Raw genomic sequence first — 14,990 nt, 5'->3', positions numbered from 1 at the left:
CACCCTCTTGACAAACCCCCTTTCCCTATAACATCATTAAAATATACGAAATAATCTGAAAAGGAGCGTTATGTATGCAGCGTTACGTTGCTCTACTATTAGCACTCATCCCTATTTCATTAGCTGTGTTTGGTATAAAGTTAATGAGAGATACTGTATTCGGGATTCTATTTCCACCAATCTCTATACTGTGGTTACAATTTTTAATCGGCGCTCTCTGCTTCGGGCTCGGGTTTTATATCTTCGGTGGCTTCGTCTTGCACCGAGACCGTAAACGAAATAAAGTACAAGCTCGCTTTAGAAGATAGGAATGCCCCACTATTTATAAATAAAAAAATGAGACCGTTACACGCGGTCTCATTTTTTTATTGGCATTAACGTTCTTGCCGTTTCAGGGTAATCAGTAATAATCGCCGATATATTCATATCAAAATATTTACGCATAAGCGTTTCTTCATTAATTGTATAAGGGCGAACCTCTACACCACTTTCCATCGTTAGTTCGGCAATAGCATCTTGAAGGTAACGATAATTCGGATGTACTGCTGTAGCCCCCATTTTTTTCGCGTATGCCCACGGACTATGCAAACCTTCGCGATATAAAATTGCTGTTTGAATATCAGGAGCCATCATATGGCACCGTTTCATACTGTAGTGATTAAACGAAGAAAATATAACACGATCCTCTAGACTAAATTTCCGCACAAGCGTTATAACTTCTTCCTCTAAACCTCTGTATGGAATTTTATTATTTTTAAGTTCAATATTAAGTAGCAAACTCGTTTGTTCAAGCCATTCTAATACCTCTTCTAAAAGTGGTATTTTACAAAAACCTACTTTATCACCAAATTTATAACTTGCATCTAACTTGCATAAGTCCTCATATACATAATTCCGAACCGCGCCTTTTCCATTTGTTGTCCGGTCCACCGTTTCATCATGAATGACGACAACTTTTCCATCTTTCGTTAATTGAACATCAAGTTCAATTCCATCCGCTCTAAAAGACTCAGCCGCTTCAAATGAAATCATTGTATTTTCTGGGTACGTTCCAGCCGCACCACGATGTGCAAATATAAGAGTCATCCTCACTCCCCCAATCTTATGCTATACTATACGAAAAAGGAGGTACTTCTATGAGACCATTACAAATCTCTCCAGATACTGCAGTCCGCTTATCAAAAGCACTAGGTGTTCCACTTGAACAACTCATGCATATGCCGCAGCACATTTTAATTCAAAAGCTAGTTGAATTAGAAAAACAAAATAAAGACGAAGAATAATACAGTCCTGTTTTGCAGGACTTTTTATTATTTTCTATTATATCACGGATGCCTTTCCTACTAAAATCCTTTAACAGATGTACTACGATGTGATTTAGCCGTTCCTTCATCATTTAATAATGAATCACATCTTTTCTTTTTTTGTTACACGTCATAAAGAAAGCAGACTATTTATTTATAAGTCCCCATTGCGTTCTAAAAACACGATCATAAAAAAACTAGAAGCCCTTTATATTATTTTTTATTGAACGTGCGGAGCATCCCCTGATTCGTATAGTTCTTTCGCTTTTCCCTCCCCGAATGTAGTTAAAATATAATGTTGCTCTTCTAACGCATCCATTGCTCTAGTTACTTTACAAACGCTATCTTCTTGAGCATCCGAGAAATAATTGTGATCTTCTACAATTTTACTAAAATCTTTTTTCGCCCATCTATCAGCAATTGCTAAAAGTTCATTTTTCTTCGTAAAGCTACTCTTATTTATAATTTCTTTTAATTTTTTAGCATTACTTTGAATCATTGGGATAGAGCCCGATTTTCGTTCTGCCACCACTTTTTGATGAGTCATGCGATGCATCGCTGTAATGACTTCGCTTTCAGTAGAATTTTCAGTAACATACACATCAACAAAGACCCCATCCACCTCTCTACCTACTATTGTTTGGTCTTCTTTTTTATCTATTTGAGCGCTCACTTCTTTATCTACTGGATTATCTGCAAGTTCTAACATTCCAAATGTAACTGCAATAGCAAGAACTCCCATAGCTGCTACTATTCCTAGCCAAGTTGAAATTTTATTTTCCATTCCCCTTCTCCCTATCTATATCTATTTTATTGCCTTATAAAAAACTCACTTACATGTAATATTACTGAAAATAGGTTTTATTTTCCACACTATCAAATAATCTCTTTTTCTCAACAAAATAAAAAGACCAACGAATTATAACATTCATTGGTCTTTCATTAAAAAGTTTATTGGCTTTAAATTTGATATCGAGTATCAATTTCAAGAATTATTAAGCTTTACTAAAGCTTAAATCCCCTACTACTTTTACTCTCAACTAGCTTTATGTTCAAGTCTCAGCTTATCCGCAACCATTGCGATAAACTCAGAGTTCGTAGGTTTTGCTTTTGACATGGATACTGTATAACCGAATAAGGACGAAATAGAATCAATATTCCCACGGCTCCAAGCTACTTCAATTGCGTGACGAATTGCGCGCTCCACACGGCTTGCTGTGGTATTATATTTCTTTGCGATATCTGGATACAATACTTTCGTAATCGATCCTAATAATTCGATATCATTGTATACCATGGAGATTGCTTCTCGTAAATACATATATCCTTTAATATGAGCGGGTACACCAATTTCATGAATGATACTCGTAATACTCGCATCTAAGTTTTTCGGTTTTCCATCTACTGTTGTTGCTGATCGGAATGATGGTAGTGGACGCTTAATCATAGCGTTTGCTTTACCACTCACTTGACGAATATGACTCGTTAAATTCTCCATATCAAATGGTTTTAATATGAAATATGAGGCACCTAAGTCAACTGCTTTTTTCGTCACATCTTCTTGCCCGAATGCTGTCAACATAATTACGCTAGGCTGTTTTAACCTTTCAATATGTCGCATTTTTTCCAATACAGCTAAACCATCTAAGTGTGGCATAATAATGTCTAAAACGAGTACATCAGGTTGCTTATCTGTTAATAAGTTTAAACACTCTTGACCATTATAAGCAGTACCGATTACTTCCATATCATCTTGAGCGGCTACATAGCTCTCTAACATTGATACTAATTCTTTATTATCATCCACAAGACATACTTTAATTTTCTCCACAGCTTTTCCTCCCTTACCGAATCGATTCTCCGACATGTGTATCCTTCTAGGCTACATGAATTGTTCGACAATTGTGTGAAAATTCCCTTTTAAAGTTTCTTACTTTCCGATAAAATCACAAAAAAATATGTTTATCGTTCATTTATTCCCTTTCGCAACACATTCCATCATAGAAATACAACGAAACGTTCAACCCTTTCCTTTTATTTTACAACAAAAAACACCTCTTGCGGAGCTTTTACAAAATTTCAACGAATTTTTCAACAGAAAAAGCGAGCTAATAATATATATTAGCTCGCTTTTTTCTCTTGATCATAAATATTAATTCCAGCTTGATGTAACATCCATTCAATATGAACACCATATCCTGATGTTGGATCATTTACAAATACGTGTGTAACAGCACCAATTACTTTTCCATTTTGTACAATTGGACTTCCACTCATTCCCTGTACGATACCGCCCGTTTTCGCTAATAGACGTTTATCTGTTACTTTTATTACCATACCCTTTGTGGCTGGGAATTTTTGTTGCACTGTACTAACAACTTCAATATCAAACGCTTCTACTTTATCTTGATCAATAACTGTTAATATTTTTGCCGGTCCTTCTTTTACTTGATGAGATAATGCGATAGGCATCGCTTTATCCATTATACCGTTTTTCATATTCGTATTTAATTTTCCAAAAATACCATATGGACTATTAATTGTAATATTGCCAATCACTTCACGGTCTGGTGAGAATCTTGCTAATTTCTCCCCTGGATTCCCATGACTACCTCTTTCAATTGATGTAACTGTCGAGCGCATAATTTGTCCATCTTCGACTTGAATCGGCTTTTTCGTATCATTATCAGAAATAACATGACCAAGTGCCCCATATTTCATAGAATCTGGATGAACAAATGTCATCGTTCCAATTCCAGCTGCCGAATCACGGATATACAAGCCAATTCGATAAGACGATTCACCGTTGTCTTTTTGTGGAGTTAGCTTCGTACGAATATATTTTCCATCTCTTAACAATACAAGATTAAGCGGTTCACCTGTTTCTCCACTATTATGAATAAACGGTGCTACATCACTCATTCTTTCAATTGTTTTACCATTAATTTCAGTAATCATATCTCCAATTTGTACACCTGCTATTTCACCAGGAGATATTTTACCTTTTTCAGTTTGAATTAAATGATGGCCTACAACAAGTACACCTTTTGTATTTAATTTCACACCAATTGATTGTCCACCTGGAATCACTTTAAAATCTTTTAACACTTTCACATTTACTTTTTTCACTGGAAAACCAGCAAGCTGAAATACCATATCAGCTTCACCATTTTGATGAGAATTTACCATAAGTCCTTGTTTTTGTTCATTCGAACTCACTGTAAATACATGACGATTTGTGGATGAAGCTTTGAAAACTGGTAATGATGATATTTCTGATTGTTGTCCTTCAAAAACAACAAGTTGTTTCGGTGATGAAATAAACGTTCGAAGCGGTTTAAAACATCCAATAAAAACTAAAGAAACAAGGAGACAAAGACCTATTATTTTTCGAAATTTTTCTAATTTCAACTTGTTCACTCTCCTCGCTCCTACCCCACATTCAGCCTCTTGGCTTCACTTTTTAATCTCTCCTTGCAGTGCTTTATTTATAACCGGAAGAATTAAGAAATCGTCATTTGAGAAAAAAAGCTATCCATTACTGGATAGCCTCTGCTGTCTGTTTAAAATGATGTGCTTGCGTAAGTAATTCTTTCGCATGCTCCGTCGTTAAATCTGTGATTTCCACACCAGAAATCATTCGAGCTATTTCTGTTACTTTATCCTCCATAGTTAAAACAGTAACTGATGTAATTGTCCGATCATTCGCTACTTGTTTTCGAATAAATAAATGTGAATCTGCCATTGAAGCTACTTGAGGCAAGTGCGTAATACAAAGTACTTGCGAGTTTACTGATACTCGATAAATTTTTTCCGCAATAGCCTGCGCGACCCGGCCACTTACACCCGTATCCACTTCATCAAAAATAACAGATGCAACTCCTTGATGCTTAGAAAAAATGCTTTTTAAAGCTAAAATGATACGAGATAACTCTCCGCCAGAAGCAACCTTTGAAAGTGGTTTTAGCGGCTCTCCTGGGTTCGTTGAAATATAAAATTCCACATGATCGTAACCATCCGCCGTAAGTCTTACCGGCGCACCTTCCACAAGGGGCTCTTCTGCATTTCCTTCTCTCTTCATAATTCTCACTTCAAATTTCGTTTTTTCCATATATAATTCTTTTAATTCCTGATGAATTGCATTTGTAAGGTGTTCTGCAAGTTCATGACGCATATTACTTAACAACGTTGCTTCTTTCAGAATAACACTTTCTAATTCCTTCAACTGTTTCTTCGTCGTTTCAATATGAACGTCTTTATTTTCAATCGTAAAAATTTCCTGTTCAATTTTATCAGCATACGCTAAAATCTCTTCTACAGTATTTCCATATTTTCTCTTTAGCATACGAATTTCATTCAAACGTGTTTCGATTTCATCTAAACGATTTGGATCATATTCCATCATATCGAGTTTTTCTCTCAGTTGATAGGCAACCTCTTCTAATAAGTAATAGCTATTTGCAATTGAATCATGATTTTCCTGATACACTTCATCTAAATGTGTAATACTTTCCATTTGCCCCATTGCACTTCTTACATTATCTAACCCTTGTCCGTCGGCACTTAACGAACGATATGCATCACCTAACGCTTTATAAATCTTTTCAAAATTAGAAATTTGCAATCGTTCCTCAGTTAATTCATTTTCTTCATCCATCTTTAAATCCGCCTTGCGAATTTCTTCATGCTGAAATTGAATTAAATCTAAGCGATGTGCCATTTGTTGCTCATTTTCACTTAACGATTTCAATTGTTTTTTTAATTTTTCATAGTCAGCGTATACGTTTTGATATATGTCTAATTGTTTAACGATTCGATCCCCATCAAAGTGATCAAGCATAAACAGATGTCGTTCTTCATTCATTAAATCTTGCGTTTCGTGCTGTCCATGAATATCAACAAGTGTTTTCCCAATTTCTTTTAATATGCTAAGTGTAACAAGCTTCCCATTTACACGACATACACTCTTCCCGTTCGCAGCAATATCACGCTTTAAAATAATCATGCCATCTTCTATTTCTATATCTAACTCTTCTGCCTTTTCAATACATGGATGCTTCTCATCTTCAACATAAAATAGCCCTTCAATCTCAGCCTTTTCTGTTCCATATCGAACAAATTCTGCTGACCCACGGCCACCTACAAGTAAACTAATTGCATCAATAATAATCGATTTTCCGGCCCCTGTTTCACCGCTTAAAACCGTTAAACCTTTTTGAAAAGAAATATTTAATGCTTCAATAATAGCAAAGTTTCTAATCGATAATTCCGATAACAATGCCCCATTCACCTCGTTATAAAATAATCCCTTACTAAAGGATTTTCTCAGTTCTTCATTCAAATAATCATGCTATATATTTGTATGTATATACTCTTCTAACCCGCTTCATTGTACCAAACATTTGTTTTACGGGTCAATCCATCTATTTTCTAACTTTATGCAAACAAAATATTATATTACAATTGAAAATTCATATTTTTAACCAATAAAAATATCTTGTTCACTTTCCACTTTACGATGGAAAGCAAACAAGATTTTTTGTTACAACATATTTAAGAAACGATCAGAGACAACACCTGTATCGTCAGGTGTACGGCAAATAATTAAGCAAGTATCATCACCACAGATGGTTCCGATGATCTCATCCCACTCTAAATGATCAATAAGTGCTCCAAGTGAATGAGCGTTACCAGGCAATGTTTTTAGCACAAGCATATGTCCTGCCGTGTCTAATTTTACAAATGAATCCACTAGATTTCGTTTTAATTTTTGTAACGGGTTAAATCGTTGATCTGCTGGCAAGCTATATTTATAGCGCCCATCATGTAATGGCACCTTCACTAAGTGCAGTTCTTTAATATCGCGCGATACTGTTGCTTGCGTTACATTAAATCCCTCATTACGTAAAATATCAACTAATTCATCTTGTGTTTCAATTTCTTTGTTTGCAATAATTTCCCTGATTTTAATATGGCGCTGACCTTTATTCATACATTTGCACCTCACACTATCTCTTACCATAGTTTAAACATTGGTATACTTCACTTATTTATGTTAACTTATAATTCGTTTCTTGTACACAATTGTTTTTACAATCATTATACAATTACAGCAAAAAGAGGAACAACATATGTTATTCCCCTTTCCCTTTTTGTTTTAGAACTTCATGCGCTTCTGTAACAACTTGCTCTATAGAAATCGGAGAATGATTTTCGCCATTCTCACGTTCACCATGCCATTTCAGATGAATTAAAAATTCAATATTACCATCCCCACCCGTAATTGGTGAGAATGTTAAACCTTCCACATCATAGCCTTCTTTTAAAGCAAACTCGACAATCATTTCTACAACAGCTTCATGTACTTTTCTATCGCGAACGATACCTTTTTTCCCAACTTGCTCTCTTCCAGCTTCAAACTGCGGTTTAATTAACGCTGCTACATCTCCGTTAGGCATAAGCATTGTTTTTAAAACTGGCAGTATAAGCTTTAATGATATAAATGAAACATCAATACTTGCAAATTGAGGTAAACCACGTTCTAAGTCTGCTGGTGTCACGTAACGGAAGTTTGTTCGTTCCATTACAACAACACGCTCATCTTGACGTAATTTCCACGCTAGTTGATTGTATCCTACATCTAATGCATAAGATAATTTCGCTCCATTTTGAAGCGCGCAATCTGTAAAGCCACCAGTTGATGAACCAATATCTATCATAACTTTATCTTGTAAATCAAGATGAAATGTCTCTAATGCCTTTTCAAGTTTATAACCACCACGACTTACATACGGCATAACTTGTCCCTTCACCGTAATCTCAGTATCTTGCGAGATTTTCTCTCCTGGCTTATCAAGTCTCATCTCATTCGCATATACGAGTCCGGCCATAATGGCGCGCTTTGCTTTCTCACGCGTTTCTATAAGTCCTCGCTCTACTAATAGTACATCTACTCTTTCTTTTTTTACGCTCATTTGTTACGCCCTTTTTTGTTTTGATGGAATCATTGTATGAATACGGTCTACAACAGCATCTGTCGTTAAACCAATTTCTTCTAATAATTTTGTTACACTTCCGTGCTCTATGAAGCGATCTGGAATACCCATTCGTTCAACTAATGCACTATGGTAACCATTTTCAGATGCAAATTCAACTACTCCTGTTCCAAAACCACCAATTAAACAAGCTTCTTCAATCGTTAAAATCGGTATATTCTTTCCTAGAAGATCATGTAAATATGCTTCATCCATTGGTTTAATAAAGCGAGCATTCACTACTTTCACTGAAACCCCAGCTTTTTCAAGACGCTCAGCTGCTTCCATTGCCATTGGTATTGTCGTACCAAACGTTAAAATAGCTGCTTGTGTACCCTCTTTTAACGTCTCCCACGTACCGATTGGAATCGCCTTTAATTCTTCATCCATATGAACGCCAAGTCCATTACCGCGCGCATAACGCAATGCGATTGGTCCATCTTCATATTGCATCGCCGTATAAACTAAATGTTGCCCTTCATTTTCATCTTTCGGCATCATAAGCACCATATTCGGCAAGTGACGTAAGAATGAGATATCAAATACGCCTTGATGCGTTTCACCATCTGCTCCTACTAATCCCGAACGATCTATTCCGATGAAAACATTTAAATTTTGGCGGCATATATCATGAACAACTTGGTCATATGCTCTTTGTAAAAATGTTGAATAAATCGCTAAGAATGGCTTCATTCCTTGCGTTGCCATACCTGCTGCCATTGTTGTAGCATGCTGTTCTGCAATACCTACATCAATCATACGATCTGGGAATTCTTTTTGGAATTTCTCAAGTTTTGATCCAACAGGCATTGCAGGTGTAATTGCTACGATACGCTCATCTGCTCTCGCTAGCTTAAGTACTGTTTCACTAACAACAGCACTCCATGCTGGTGCAACTTCTTTCGGCTTAACGAAGTCACCTGATTCAATTTTATAAGGTCCTGTTCCATGCCAAGTTCCAATAACGTCACTCTCAGCCGGTTTATAACCTTTTCCTTTTTTCGTAATAACGTGAACGAGTACTGGGCCTTTTGTTTTCTTTGCATATTGCAACGTTTCGAATAACTTTTCATAATCATGTCCATCGACTGGACCTAAATATGTAAAGCCTAACTCTTCGAAAAATACACCAGATACTAGTAAATATTTAAGACTATCTTTTATTTTCTCTGCTGTCGCAGCCACTTTCCCGCCAACTGCTGGGATTTTCTTTAATATATACTCTAATTCATCTTTTACCCAGTGATATTTTCCTGCGGTACGTAAACGACCGAGCACATTATGAAGCGCACCAACGTTTGGTGCAATTGACATTTCATTATCATTCAAAATAACAATCATGTCTGTTTTTTCATGTCCAATATGGTTCAATGCTTCTAAAGCCATTCCGCCTGTTAAAGCACCATCTCCAATAATTGGTATAACATATTCTTTCGTTTTCTTTAAATCACGTGCCAGAGCCATTCCCATTGCAGCCGATAACGAAGTCGAGCTATGACCAGTTTCCCATACATCGTGCTCACTCTCACAACGTTTCGGGAAACCACATAGACCTTGATATTGCCTTAATGTACCAAACTCTTTCGCGCGTCCAGTTAAAATTTTATGTACATAGGATTGATGTCCTACATCCCATAAAAATTTATCTTGCGGGCTATCAAATAATTTGTGCAGAGCAATTGTGAGTTCTACTACACCTAAATTAGGTGCAATATGTCCACCTGTTTGAGAGAGCTCTTCAATTAAAAACTTACGAATATCCTCACTCAATCCCTCTAGTTCACTGATAGACATATCTTTCAAAAAACTAGGGTTTTGAATTTGCGTTAGATCCACATGGATCACTCACTTTCATTTCATAATCTGTCAACATGTCAAATATTATAAAAAACATTTACACAAAACAAGAAATTCTCTTTTCTATTTTTCGTCTTGTCCCGCTATTAACCAGTCTATTGCGCCTTAATCCTATTATAAACCATATTTCTTCAGGCGATGAAAAAAATAGCCGCTAACACAAAGTGATAACGGCAATGTAATCTACATATATTTTTGCCAATAACAAGAAAAGAAAAACCTTTTCCTACATTTATATCATAAAATGATGAATGACTCAACAAATGAAAACGCTGTTATATTAGTTATTACGTTTTGCAATCAAATCGCAAATAGATAGTAAATATTCATCTTGTAATTGCAAGGAGCTAATCGCACCTTTTGCTTCTGCAATTGTTTCTTCTAAAATATCCTTTGCTCTATCTACAGTAAACAACGTCGTATATGTGCTCTTTTCATTAGAAAGATCGCTACCAATCGGTTTTCCAATCTCTTCTTCAGTTCCTTCGACATCTAAAATATCATCTCGAATTTGGAAAGCTAGACCGATATATTTGGCAAACGTAAGCAACTTTTCTTCTTGCTCTTCTGTCGCATCAGAAAGTATCGCACCCGCAAGTACAGCAAATTCAAGTAGTTTTCCGGTCTTATGTTTATGGATGTACTCCAATTCATCAATCGTAAGGCGTTTCCCTTCCGCTTCCATATCTGCCACTTGTCCGCCAACCATTCCTTCTGGTCCTGCTGCTTTTGCGAGTTCAAGTACAAGTCTTACTTTTTTTTCAGCAGAAATTTCTTTTTGCTCATATGCCATAATAACTTGAAAAGCGTATGTCAATAAGCCATCTCCTGCTAAAACTGCCATCGCTTCACCAAATACCTTGTGATTTGTGGGCTTTCCTCTTCTTAAATCATCATCATCCATACAAGGTAAATCATCATGAACTAACGAATATGTATGAATCATTTCAAGAGCACAAGCTGCACCTACTCCAAGATTTCTTTCTTTCCCAAACGCTTGTAATGTTGCAAACAAAAGTAACGGGCGGAGACGTTTTCCACCCGCTTCCAAAGAATATGCCATCGCTTCACGAAGTACATTTGGACATTGTAATCCATTTGCATAGCTTACAAGTTTTTCTTCTACGAAAGTTTTACTTTCTTTCAAAAAAGTATCAAAAGCAATCGTCACTATGCTTCATCTCCTAAAGCAGTAAACGGTTCAAGCTCTCCATCTTCCCCAAGAATAACTGCCATTTGTTCTTGTACATTCTTCAGCTTCTCATCACAAAGCTTAGATAATTCCATACCTTCTTTAAAATAAGAAATCGCTTCTTCTAAAGGTACGTCACCTTGTTCTAGCTTAGAAACAAGATGCTCAAGTTGCGAAATTGCCTCTTCAAAGCTTAATTTATTTTCCATTATTCAATTCACGCTCCTCTATGCCTGATACGCTACAATCTAGTATTCCATCTTGTAATTGAACTGAAACAGCATCTCCAAGGCTTACATCTTTCACACTTTTTAACACTTGCTTCTCTTCATCATATACAAGCCCGTACCCTCTCATCATTACTTTAAGCGGACTTAACGCTTCAAGTTTTTGAGCAGCTCTTACAAAGGCAAATTCTTTCGTTTGAAGTAACGTTTGCATTTCACGTTGTAATTGCTTTTGCAACGTTTCCACAGCTACCTTCGTTTGCATAATTTTTTGAGATGGGTGGTGCTTCTCTAAATAAAATGAAAGTTGCTTTAACTGATTCACCTTTTTATCAATATAGCGCTCTTTCGCTAAAACAAGCTGTTCTAGCGCTCTATCTAATTGCTCTTCCTTTTGCTCATATACTTGTCTTGGATAACGGAACGCATACGATTTTTGCAACACTTGTAGTTTTTCTTCTTTTTTATGTACTAACTCTCTCATTGCTCTTTGCAATCTCAGAGTTCTTTGTAATACCTTTTCTTGTAACTCTATAATGTTAGGTGCTGCCAGCTCAGCTGCTGCGGTCGGTGTTGGCGCGCGTAAATCCGCAACAAAATCTGCGATTGTAAAATCCGTTTCATGGCCTACTGCCGAAATAATAGGGATTTCACTCTTAAAGATTGCTCTTGCAACCATTTCCTCATTGAAAGCCCATAATTCCTCAATAGAACCTCCACCACGACCAACGATTAGTACATCTATCTCTCCCATTTCATTCGCTGTACGAATCGCTTGTACAATCGAGGGAGCCGCTGACTCCCCTTGTACAAGTACCGGAAATACAATAACATTCCCAATTGGATAACGACGTTTAATCGTTGTTATAATATCACGAATCGCTGCTCCTGTTGGCGACGTAATCACACCTATTGTTTTAGCGTAAGGAGGAATCGCTTTTTTATAAACTTGAGAAAAAAGTCCTTCTTCTTCTAAACGAACTTTTAACTGTTCGTACGCTAAATGTAAATTTCCGACTCCGTCAGGCTGCATGTCTTGAATATAAATTTGATAAGAACCACTCGCCTCGTAAACAGAGATTTTCCCTTTCACGAGTACCTTCATCCCATTTTCCGGTTTGAATTTAATATTACGATTATGGCCCGCAAACATAACCGCTGCGATTCTTGCATTTTCATCTTTCAATGTAAAATACATGTGGCCACGGCTATGATTTTTAAAGTTGGAAATTTCACCTTTTAACCAAACAGACTGCAAATGCGGATCATATTCTATTTTTGTTTTTATATAGCGTGTTAACGCTGTAACGGTTAAATATTGCTTCTCCATTTCTCTCTCCTCATAGCCGACTCAAATTATTTACAAACGACACCTGCACGTTTGGCAGATTCAACAGTATTATGAAGAAGCATTGTGATTGTCATTGGACCAACACCCTTTGGCACAGGTGTAATGTAACCCGCAACATCTAACACGTTGTCAAAGTCAACATCACCACAAAGTTTTCCTGTTTCTAAACGGTTAACACCAACGTCAATTACAACCGCCCCTTCTTTAATATAATCCGCTGTTATCATTTTAGGTCGTCCAACAGCTACGATTAAAATATCAGCTAACTTCGATAACTCTTTCATATTTTGCGTCTTAGAATGACAATATGTGACAGTGGCATTTTCATTTAAAAACAATTGCCCCACTGGTTTACCGACAATATTACTTCTTCCAATTACTACTACATGTTTTCCAGAAATATCAAGATTTGTTTCTTTTACTAATTCTACAATACCATGCGGTGTACATGGAAGGAATGTATCTTGTCCCGTCATCATACGTCCCACGCTGATTGGGTGAAATCCGTCTACATCCTTTTCTGGTGAAATTCTTTCAATGATAGCTTTTTCTTCAATATGTTTTGGTAAAGGTAATTGCACTAATATGCCATTAATACGGTCATCGCCATTTAAGCGATCGATTTCAGCAAGCAAACGTTCCTCAGTAATTGTTTCAGGAAGTTCAATTAGCTCTGAGTAAATCCCTACTTGTTCACAGCCTTTTTCTTTTCCTTTCACATAAGAACGAGATGCTGGATCTTCTCCAACTAAAATAACTGCTAATCCTGGTACAATACCTTGCTCTTTCAACTTCACAACTTCTTCTGTTAATTGTGCTCGTTTTTTCTCCGCAACTTCATTTCCTTTGATGATTACTGCTACCATTTTAAGATTCCCCCTTAAAGAATTTACAGTGTATCTTTTATATTAGATAAAACGCCGTTAATAAAACGACGAGATTCCTCATCCCCAAATGTTTTAGCAATTTCAATTGCTTCGTTAATTGTTACGTTGTGTGGAATTTCTTCCATGTATTTCATTTCATACACAGCTACACGTAAAATACTGCGATCAACAATACTAATACGCTCAAGCTTCCACTTTTTTAAATTTTGACGAATCGCTTCATCGATTGCTTCTTTATTTTCTACAAAACCTACTACAAGTGACTCTAGAAACTCATTTGTTTCTTCGCCTTCATCTAGCGTGTTTTCCACTGCTACTTTCGGTTCTAATTCACCTGTAATATCCATTTGGTATAATGCTTGCATTGCTCTTTCTCTAGCCGTCCTACGTTTCATTGTAACTCTCCTTTATGCTTCAAGTCTTTCCTTATACTTTGTTATATTATTATAATTTATAAGCCGTCAATTCACTTACTCTTACAGTTTTCATTGATTTTCCAACCTTATAATACAATGATAATAACACAATTTATCGTTTCACACACGGGTTACAAGGCTGAAAAATAATAAAAAGATTAACTTCAAGTTCCATATCTTATCACAATGTACGTTTTTTGGAAAAACGAAACATTTTCTTGTTTATTTCTTATTTTTTGAAATAGTATAATAATTAGAGGGTTGTAATTTGTGAAGAAATGAAACGATAAAAAAGATGCCTATGTTACTAGGCACCTTTTCATTCTTACACTGGTTCGATTTCTGTTTTTTGTGTTTCGAATGTTACGCCAACGATGTGAACATTCACTTCTTTTGGCTCAAGTCCTGTCATTGTAAAGAGTGCTTGGCGAATATTGTCTTGAATCTTTTGTGCAACAACTGGAATTGCTACACCAAAATACATTACAACATAAAGGTCAACGATAATATCTTCGTTTGCTAATTCAACCTTTACACCTTTACCATGATTTTTCTTACCTAACTTCTCAACAACATCTGTAGCAAAATTACCGCGCATTGCCGCTACACCTTCTACTTCTGCAGCTGCAATACCTGCAATTACTTCAATTACTTCTGGTGCAATTTCTACTTTACCAAGAGTTGTATCTTGACCCATATCTAACATATGTTCAGCCATGAAA

General features: G+C 36.3%; 16 protein-coding genes. 2 read left to right on the top strand and 14 right to left on the bottom strand.

Annotation, left to right across the window (positions count from 1 at the left end):
* The first annotated feature begins 74 nt into the window (after window positions 1-74).
* On the top strand, window positions 75-308 hold the full coding sequence (locus DN404_RS13585) for a DUF2627 domain-containing protein (protein WP_001190211.1): 234 nt from the start codon (window positions 75-77) through the stop codon (window positions 306-308).
* 49 nt (window positions 309-357) lie between these two features.
* Here the strand turns inward: DN404_RS13585 and DN404_RS13580 are convergent, their stop codons facing one another.
* Window positions 358-1,086 (bottom strand): glycerophosphodiester phosphodiesterase, encoded by a 729-nt coding sequence (locus DN404_RS13580; RefSeq protein WP_000172583.1) that lies wholly within the window; start codon window positions 1,084-1,086, stop codon window positions 358-360.
* Between the two features lie 50 nt (window positions 1,087-1,136).
* Here DN404_RS13580 and DN404_RS13575 point away from each other — a divergent pair, with 50 nt between their 5' ends.
* Entirely contained in the window at window positions 1,137-1,283 is a 147-nt protein-coding gene (locus tag DN404_RS13575) for a YycC family protein (RefSeq protein WP_001247671.1), read from the top strand.
* Between the two features lie 241 nt (window positions 1,284-1,524).
* Here DN404_RS13575 and DN404_RS13570 read toward each other — a convergent pair whose 3' ends face one another.
* The 13 genes from DN404_RS13570 to DN404_RS13505 all read right to left on the bottom strand — a co-directional run bounded on the left by DN404_RS13570 (window position 1,525) and on the right by DN404_RS13505 (window position 14,986).
* The gene (locus DN404_RS13570) at window positions 1,525-2,088 is read right to left on the bottom strand and encodes a PRK06770 family protein (protein WP_000428230.1); all 564 of its coding nucleotides are present in this window, start codon (window positions 2,086-2,088) and stop codon (window positions 1,525-1,527) included.
* Window positions 2,089-2,340: 252 nt separating this feature from the next.
* Window positions 2,341-3,135 (bottom strand): sporulation transcription factor Spo0A, encoded by a 795-nt coding sequence (spo0A, locus tag DN404_RS13565; protein ID WP_011110369.1) that lies wholly within the window; start codon window positions 3,133-3,135, stop codon window positions 2,341-2,343.
* 290 nt (window positions 3,136-3,425) lie between these two features.
* Entirely contained in the window at window positions 3,426-4,724 is a 1,299-nt protein-coding gene (spoIVB, locus tag DN404_RS13555) for a SpoIVB peptidase (RefSeq protein ID WP_002024767.1), read from the bottom strand.
* A gap of 118 nt (window positions 4,725-4,842) precedes the next feature.
* Window positions 4,843-6,582 (bottom strand): DNA repair protein RecN, encoded by a 1,740-nt coding sequence (recN, locus tag DN404_RS13550; protein WP_000947767.1) that lies wholly within the window; start codon window positions 6,580-6,582, stop codon window positions 4,843-4,845.
* A 264-nt stretch (window positions 6,583-6,846) separates the two neighbouring features.
* Window positions 6,847-7,296: an arginine repressor ArgR gene (gene argR / locus DN404_RS13545; RefSeq protein WP_001032580.1), complete on the bottom strand. Its 450-nt coding sequence runs from the start codon at window positions 7,294-7,296 to the stop codon at window positions 6,847-6,849.
* A 142-nt stretch (window positions 7,297-7,438) separates the two neighbouring features.
* Window positions 7,439-8,278: a TlyA family rRNA (cytidine-2'-O)-methyltransferase gene (locus DN404_RS13540; protein ID WP_000111875.1), complete on the bottom strand. Its 840-nt coding sequence runs from the start codon at window positions 8,276-8,278 to the stop codon at window positions 7,439-7,441.
* Between the two features lie 3 nt (window positions 8,279-8,281).
* Window positions 8,282-10,174 (bottom strand): 1-deoxy-D-xylulose-5-phosphate synthase, encoded by a 1,893-nt coding sequence (gene dxs / locus DN404_RS13535; RefSeq protein WP_000366452.1) that lies wholly within the window; start codon window positions 10,172-10,174, stop codon window positions 8,282-8,284.
* A 301-nt stretch (window positions 10,175-10,475) separates the two neighbouring features.
* The gene (gene ispA, locus DN404_RS13530) at window positions 10,476-11,366 is read right to left on the bottom strand and encodes a (2E,6E)-farnesyl diphosphate synthase (RefSeq protein ID WP_000150380.1); all 891 of its coding nucleotides are present in this window, start codon (window positions 11,364-11,366) and stop codon (window positions 10,476-10,478) included.
* Window positions 11,366-11,596, bottom strand: coding sequence for an exodeoxyribonuclease VII small subunit (xseB, locus tag DN404_RS13525; RefSeq protein WP_000428423.1), 231 nt, complete (start codon window positions 11,594-11,596; stop codon window positions 11,366-11,368). Before xseB ends, ispA begins: the two co-directional genes overlap by 1 nt.
* Window positions 11,586-12,944: an exodeoxyribonuclease VII large subunit gene (xseA, locus tag DN404_RS13520; RefSeq protein WP_000415249.1), complete on the bottom strand. Its 1,359-nt coding sequence runs from the start codon at window positions 12,942-12,944 to the stop codon at window positions 11,586-11,588. The genes xseB and xseA overlap by 11 nt, the downstream gene beginning before the upstream one ends.
* Before the next feature lie 26 nt (window positions 12,945-12,970).
* On the bottom strand, window positions 12,971-13,831 hold the full coding sequence (gene folD, locus DN404_RS13515) for a bifunctional methylenetetrahydrofolate dehydrogenase/methenyltetrahydrofolate cyclohydrolase FolD (RefSeq protein WP_000226732.1): 861 nt from the start codon (window positions 13,829-13,831) through the stop codon (window positions 12,971-12,973).
* 23 nt (window positions 13,832-13,854) lie between these two features.
* Window positions 13,855-14,247, bottom strand: a complete 393-nt coding sequence (gene nusB, locus DN404_RS13510) for a N utilization substance protein NusB (RefSeq protein ID WP_000830247.1) — start codon at window positions 14,245-14,247, stop codon at window positions 13,855-13,857.
* A gap of 346 nt (window positions 14,248-14,593) precedes the next feature.
* Window positions 14,594-14,986, bottom strand: a complete 393-nt coding sequence (locus DN404_RS13505; RefSeq protein WP_000807630.1) for an Asp23/Gls24 family envelope stress response protein — start codon at window positions 14,984-14,986, stop codon at window positions 14,594-14,596.
* Between the last annotated feature and the right edge of the window lie 4 nt (window positions 14,987-14,990).

Origin of the sequence: Bacillus sp. TE8-1, assembly GCF_008368855.1 — a bacterium.
Lineage (GTDB): Bacteria > Bacillota > Bacilli > Bacillales > Bacillaceae_G > Bacillus_A > Bacillus_A cereus.
Note: the sequence above shows the minus strand (reverse complement) of the source record. Positions and strands in the feature narration are given on the sequence as shown.

Excerpts from the sequence above, each read along its gene's own strand:
- DN404_RS13585 (WP_001190211.1), top strand. The coding sequence starts at position 75 with ATGCAGCGTTACGTTGCTCTACTATTAGCACTCATCCCTATTTCATTA.
- DN404_RS13580 (WP_000172583.1), bottom strand. The coding sequence starts at position 1,086 with ATGACTCTTATATTTGCACATCGTGGTGCGGCTGGAACGTACCCAGAA.
- DN404_RS13575 (WP_001247671.1), top strand. The coding sequence starts at position 1,137 with ATGAGACCATTACAAATCTCTCCAGATACTGCAGTCCGCTTATCAAAA.
- DN404_RS13570 (WP_000428230.1), bottom strand. The coding sequence starts at position 2,088 with ATGGAAAATAAAATTTCAACTTGGCTAGGAATAGTAGCAGCTATGGGA.
- argR (WP_001032580.1), bottom strand. The coding sequence starts at position 7,296 with ATGAATAAAGGTCAGCGCCATATTAAAATCAGGGAAATTATTGCAAAC.
- DN404_RS13540 (WP_000111875.1), bottom strand. The coding sequence starts at position 8,278 with ATGAGCGTAAAAAAAGAAAGAGTAGATGTACTATTAGTAGAGCGAGGA.
- xseB (WP_000428423.1), bottom strand. The coding sequence starts at position 11,596 with ATGGAAAATAAATTAAGCTTTGAAGAGGCAATTTCGCAACTTGAGCAT.
- xseA (WP_000415249.1), bottom strand. The coding sequence starts at position 12,944 with ATGGAGAAGCAATATTTAACCGTTACAGCGTTAACACGCTATATAAAA.
- folD (WP_000226732.1), bottom strand. The coding sequence starts at position 13,831 with ATGGTAGCAGTAATCATCAAAGGAAATGAAGTTGCGGAGAAAAAACGA.
- nusB (WP_000830247.1), bottom strand. The coding sequence starts at position 14,247 with ATGAAACGTAGGACGGCTAGAGAAAGAGCAATGCAAGCATTATACCAA.
- DN404_RS13505 (WP_000807630.1), bottom strand. The coding sequence starts at position 14,986 with ATGGCTGAACATATGTTAGATATGGGTCAAGATACAACTCTTGGTAAA.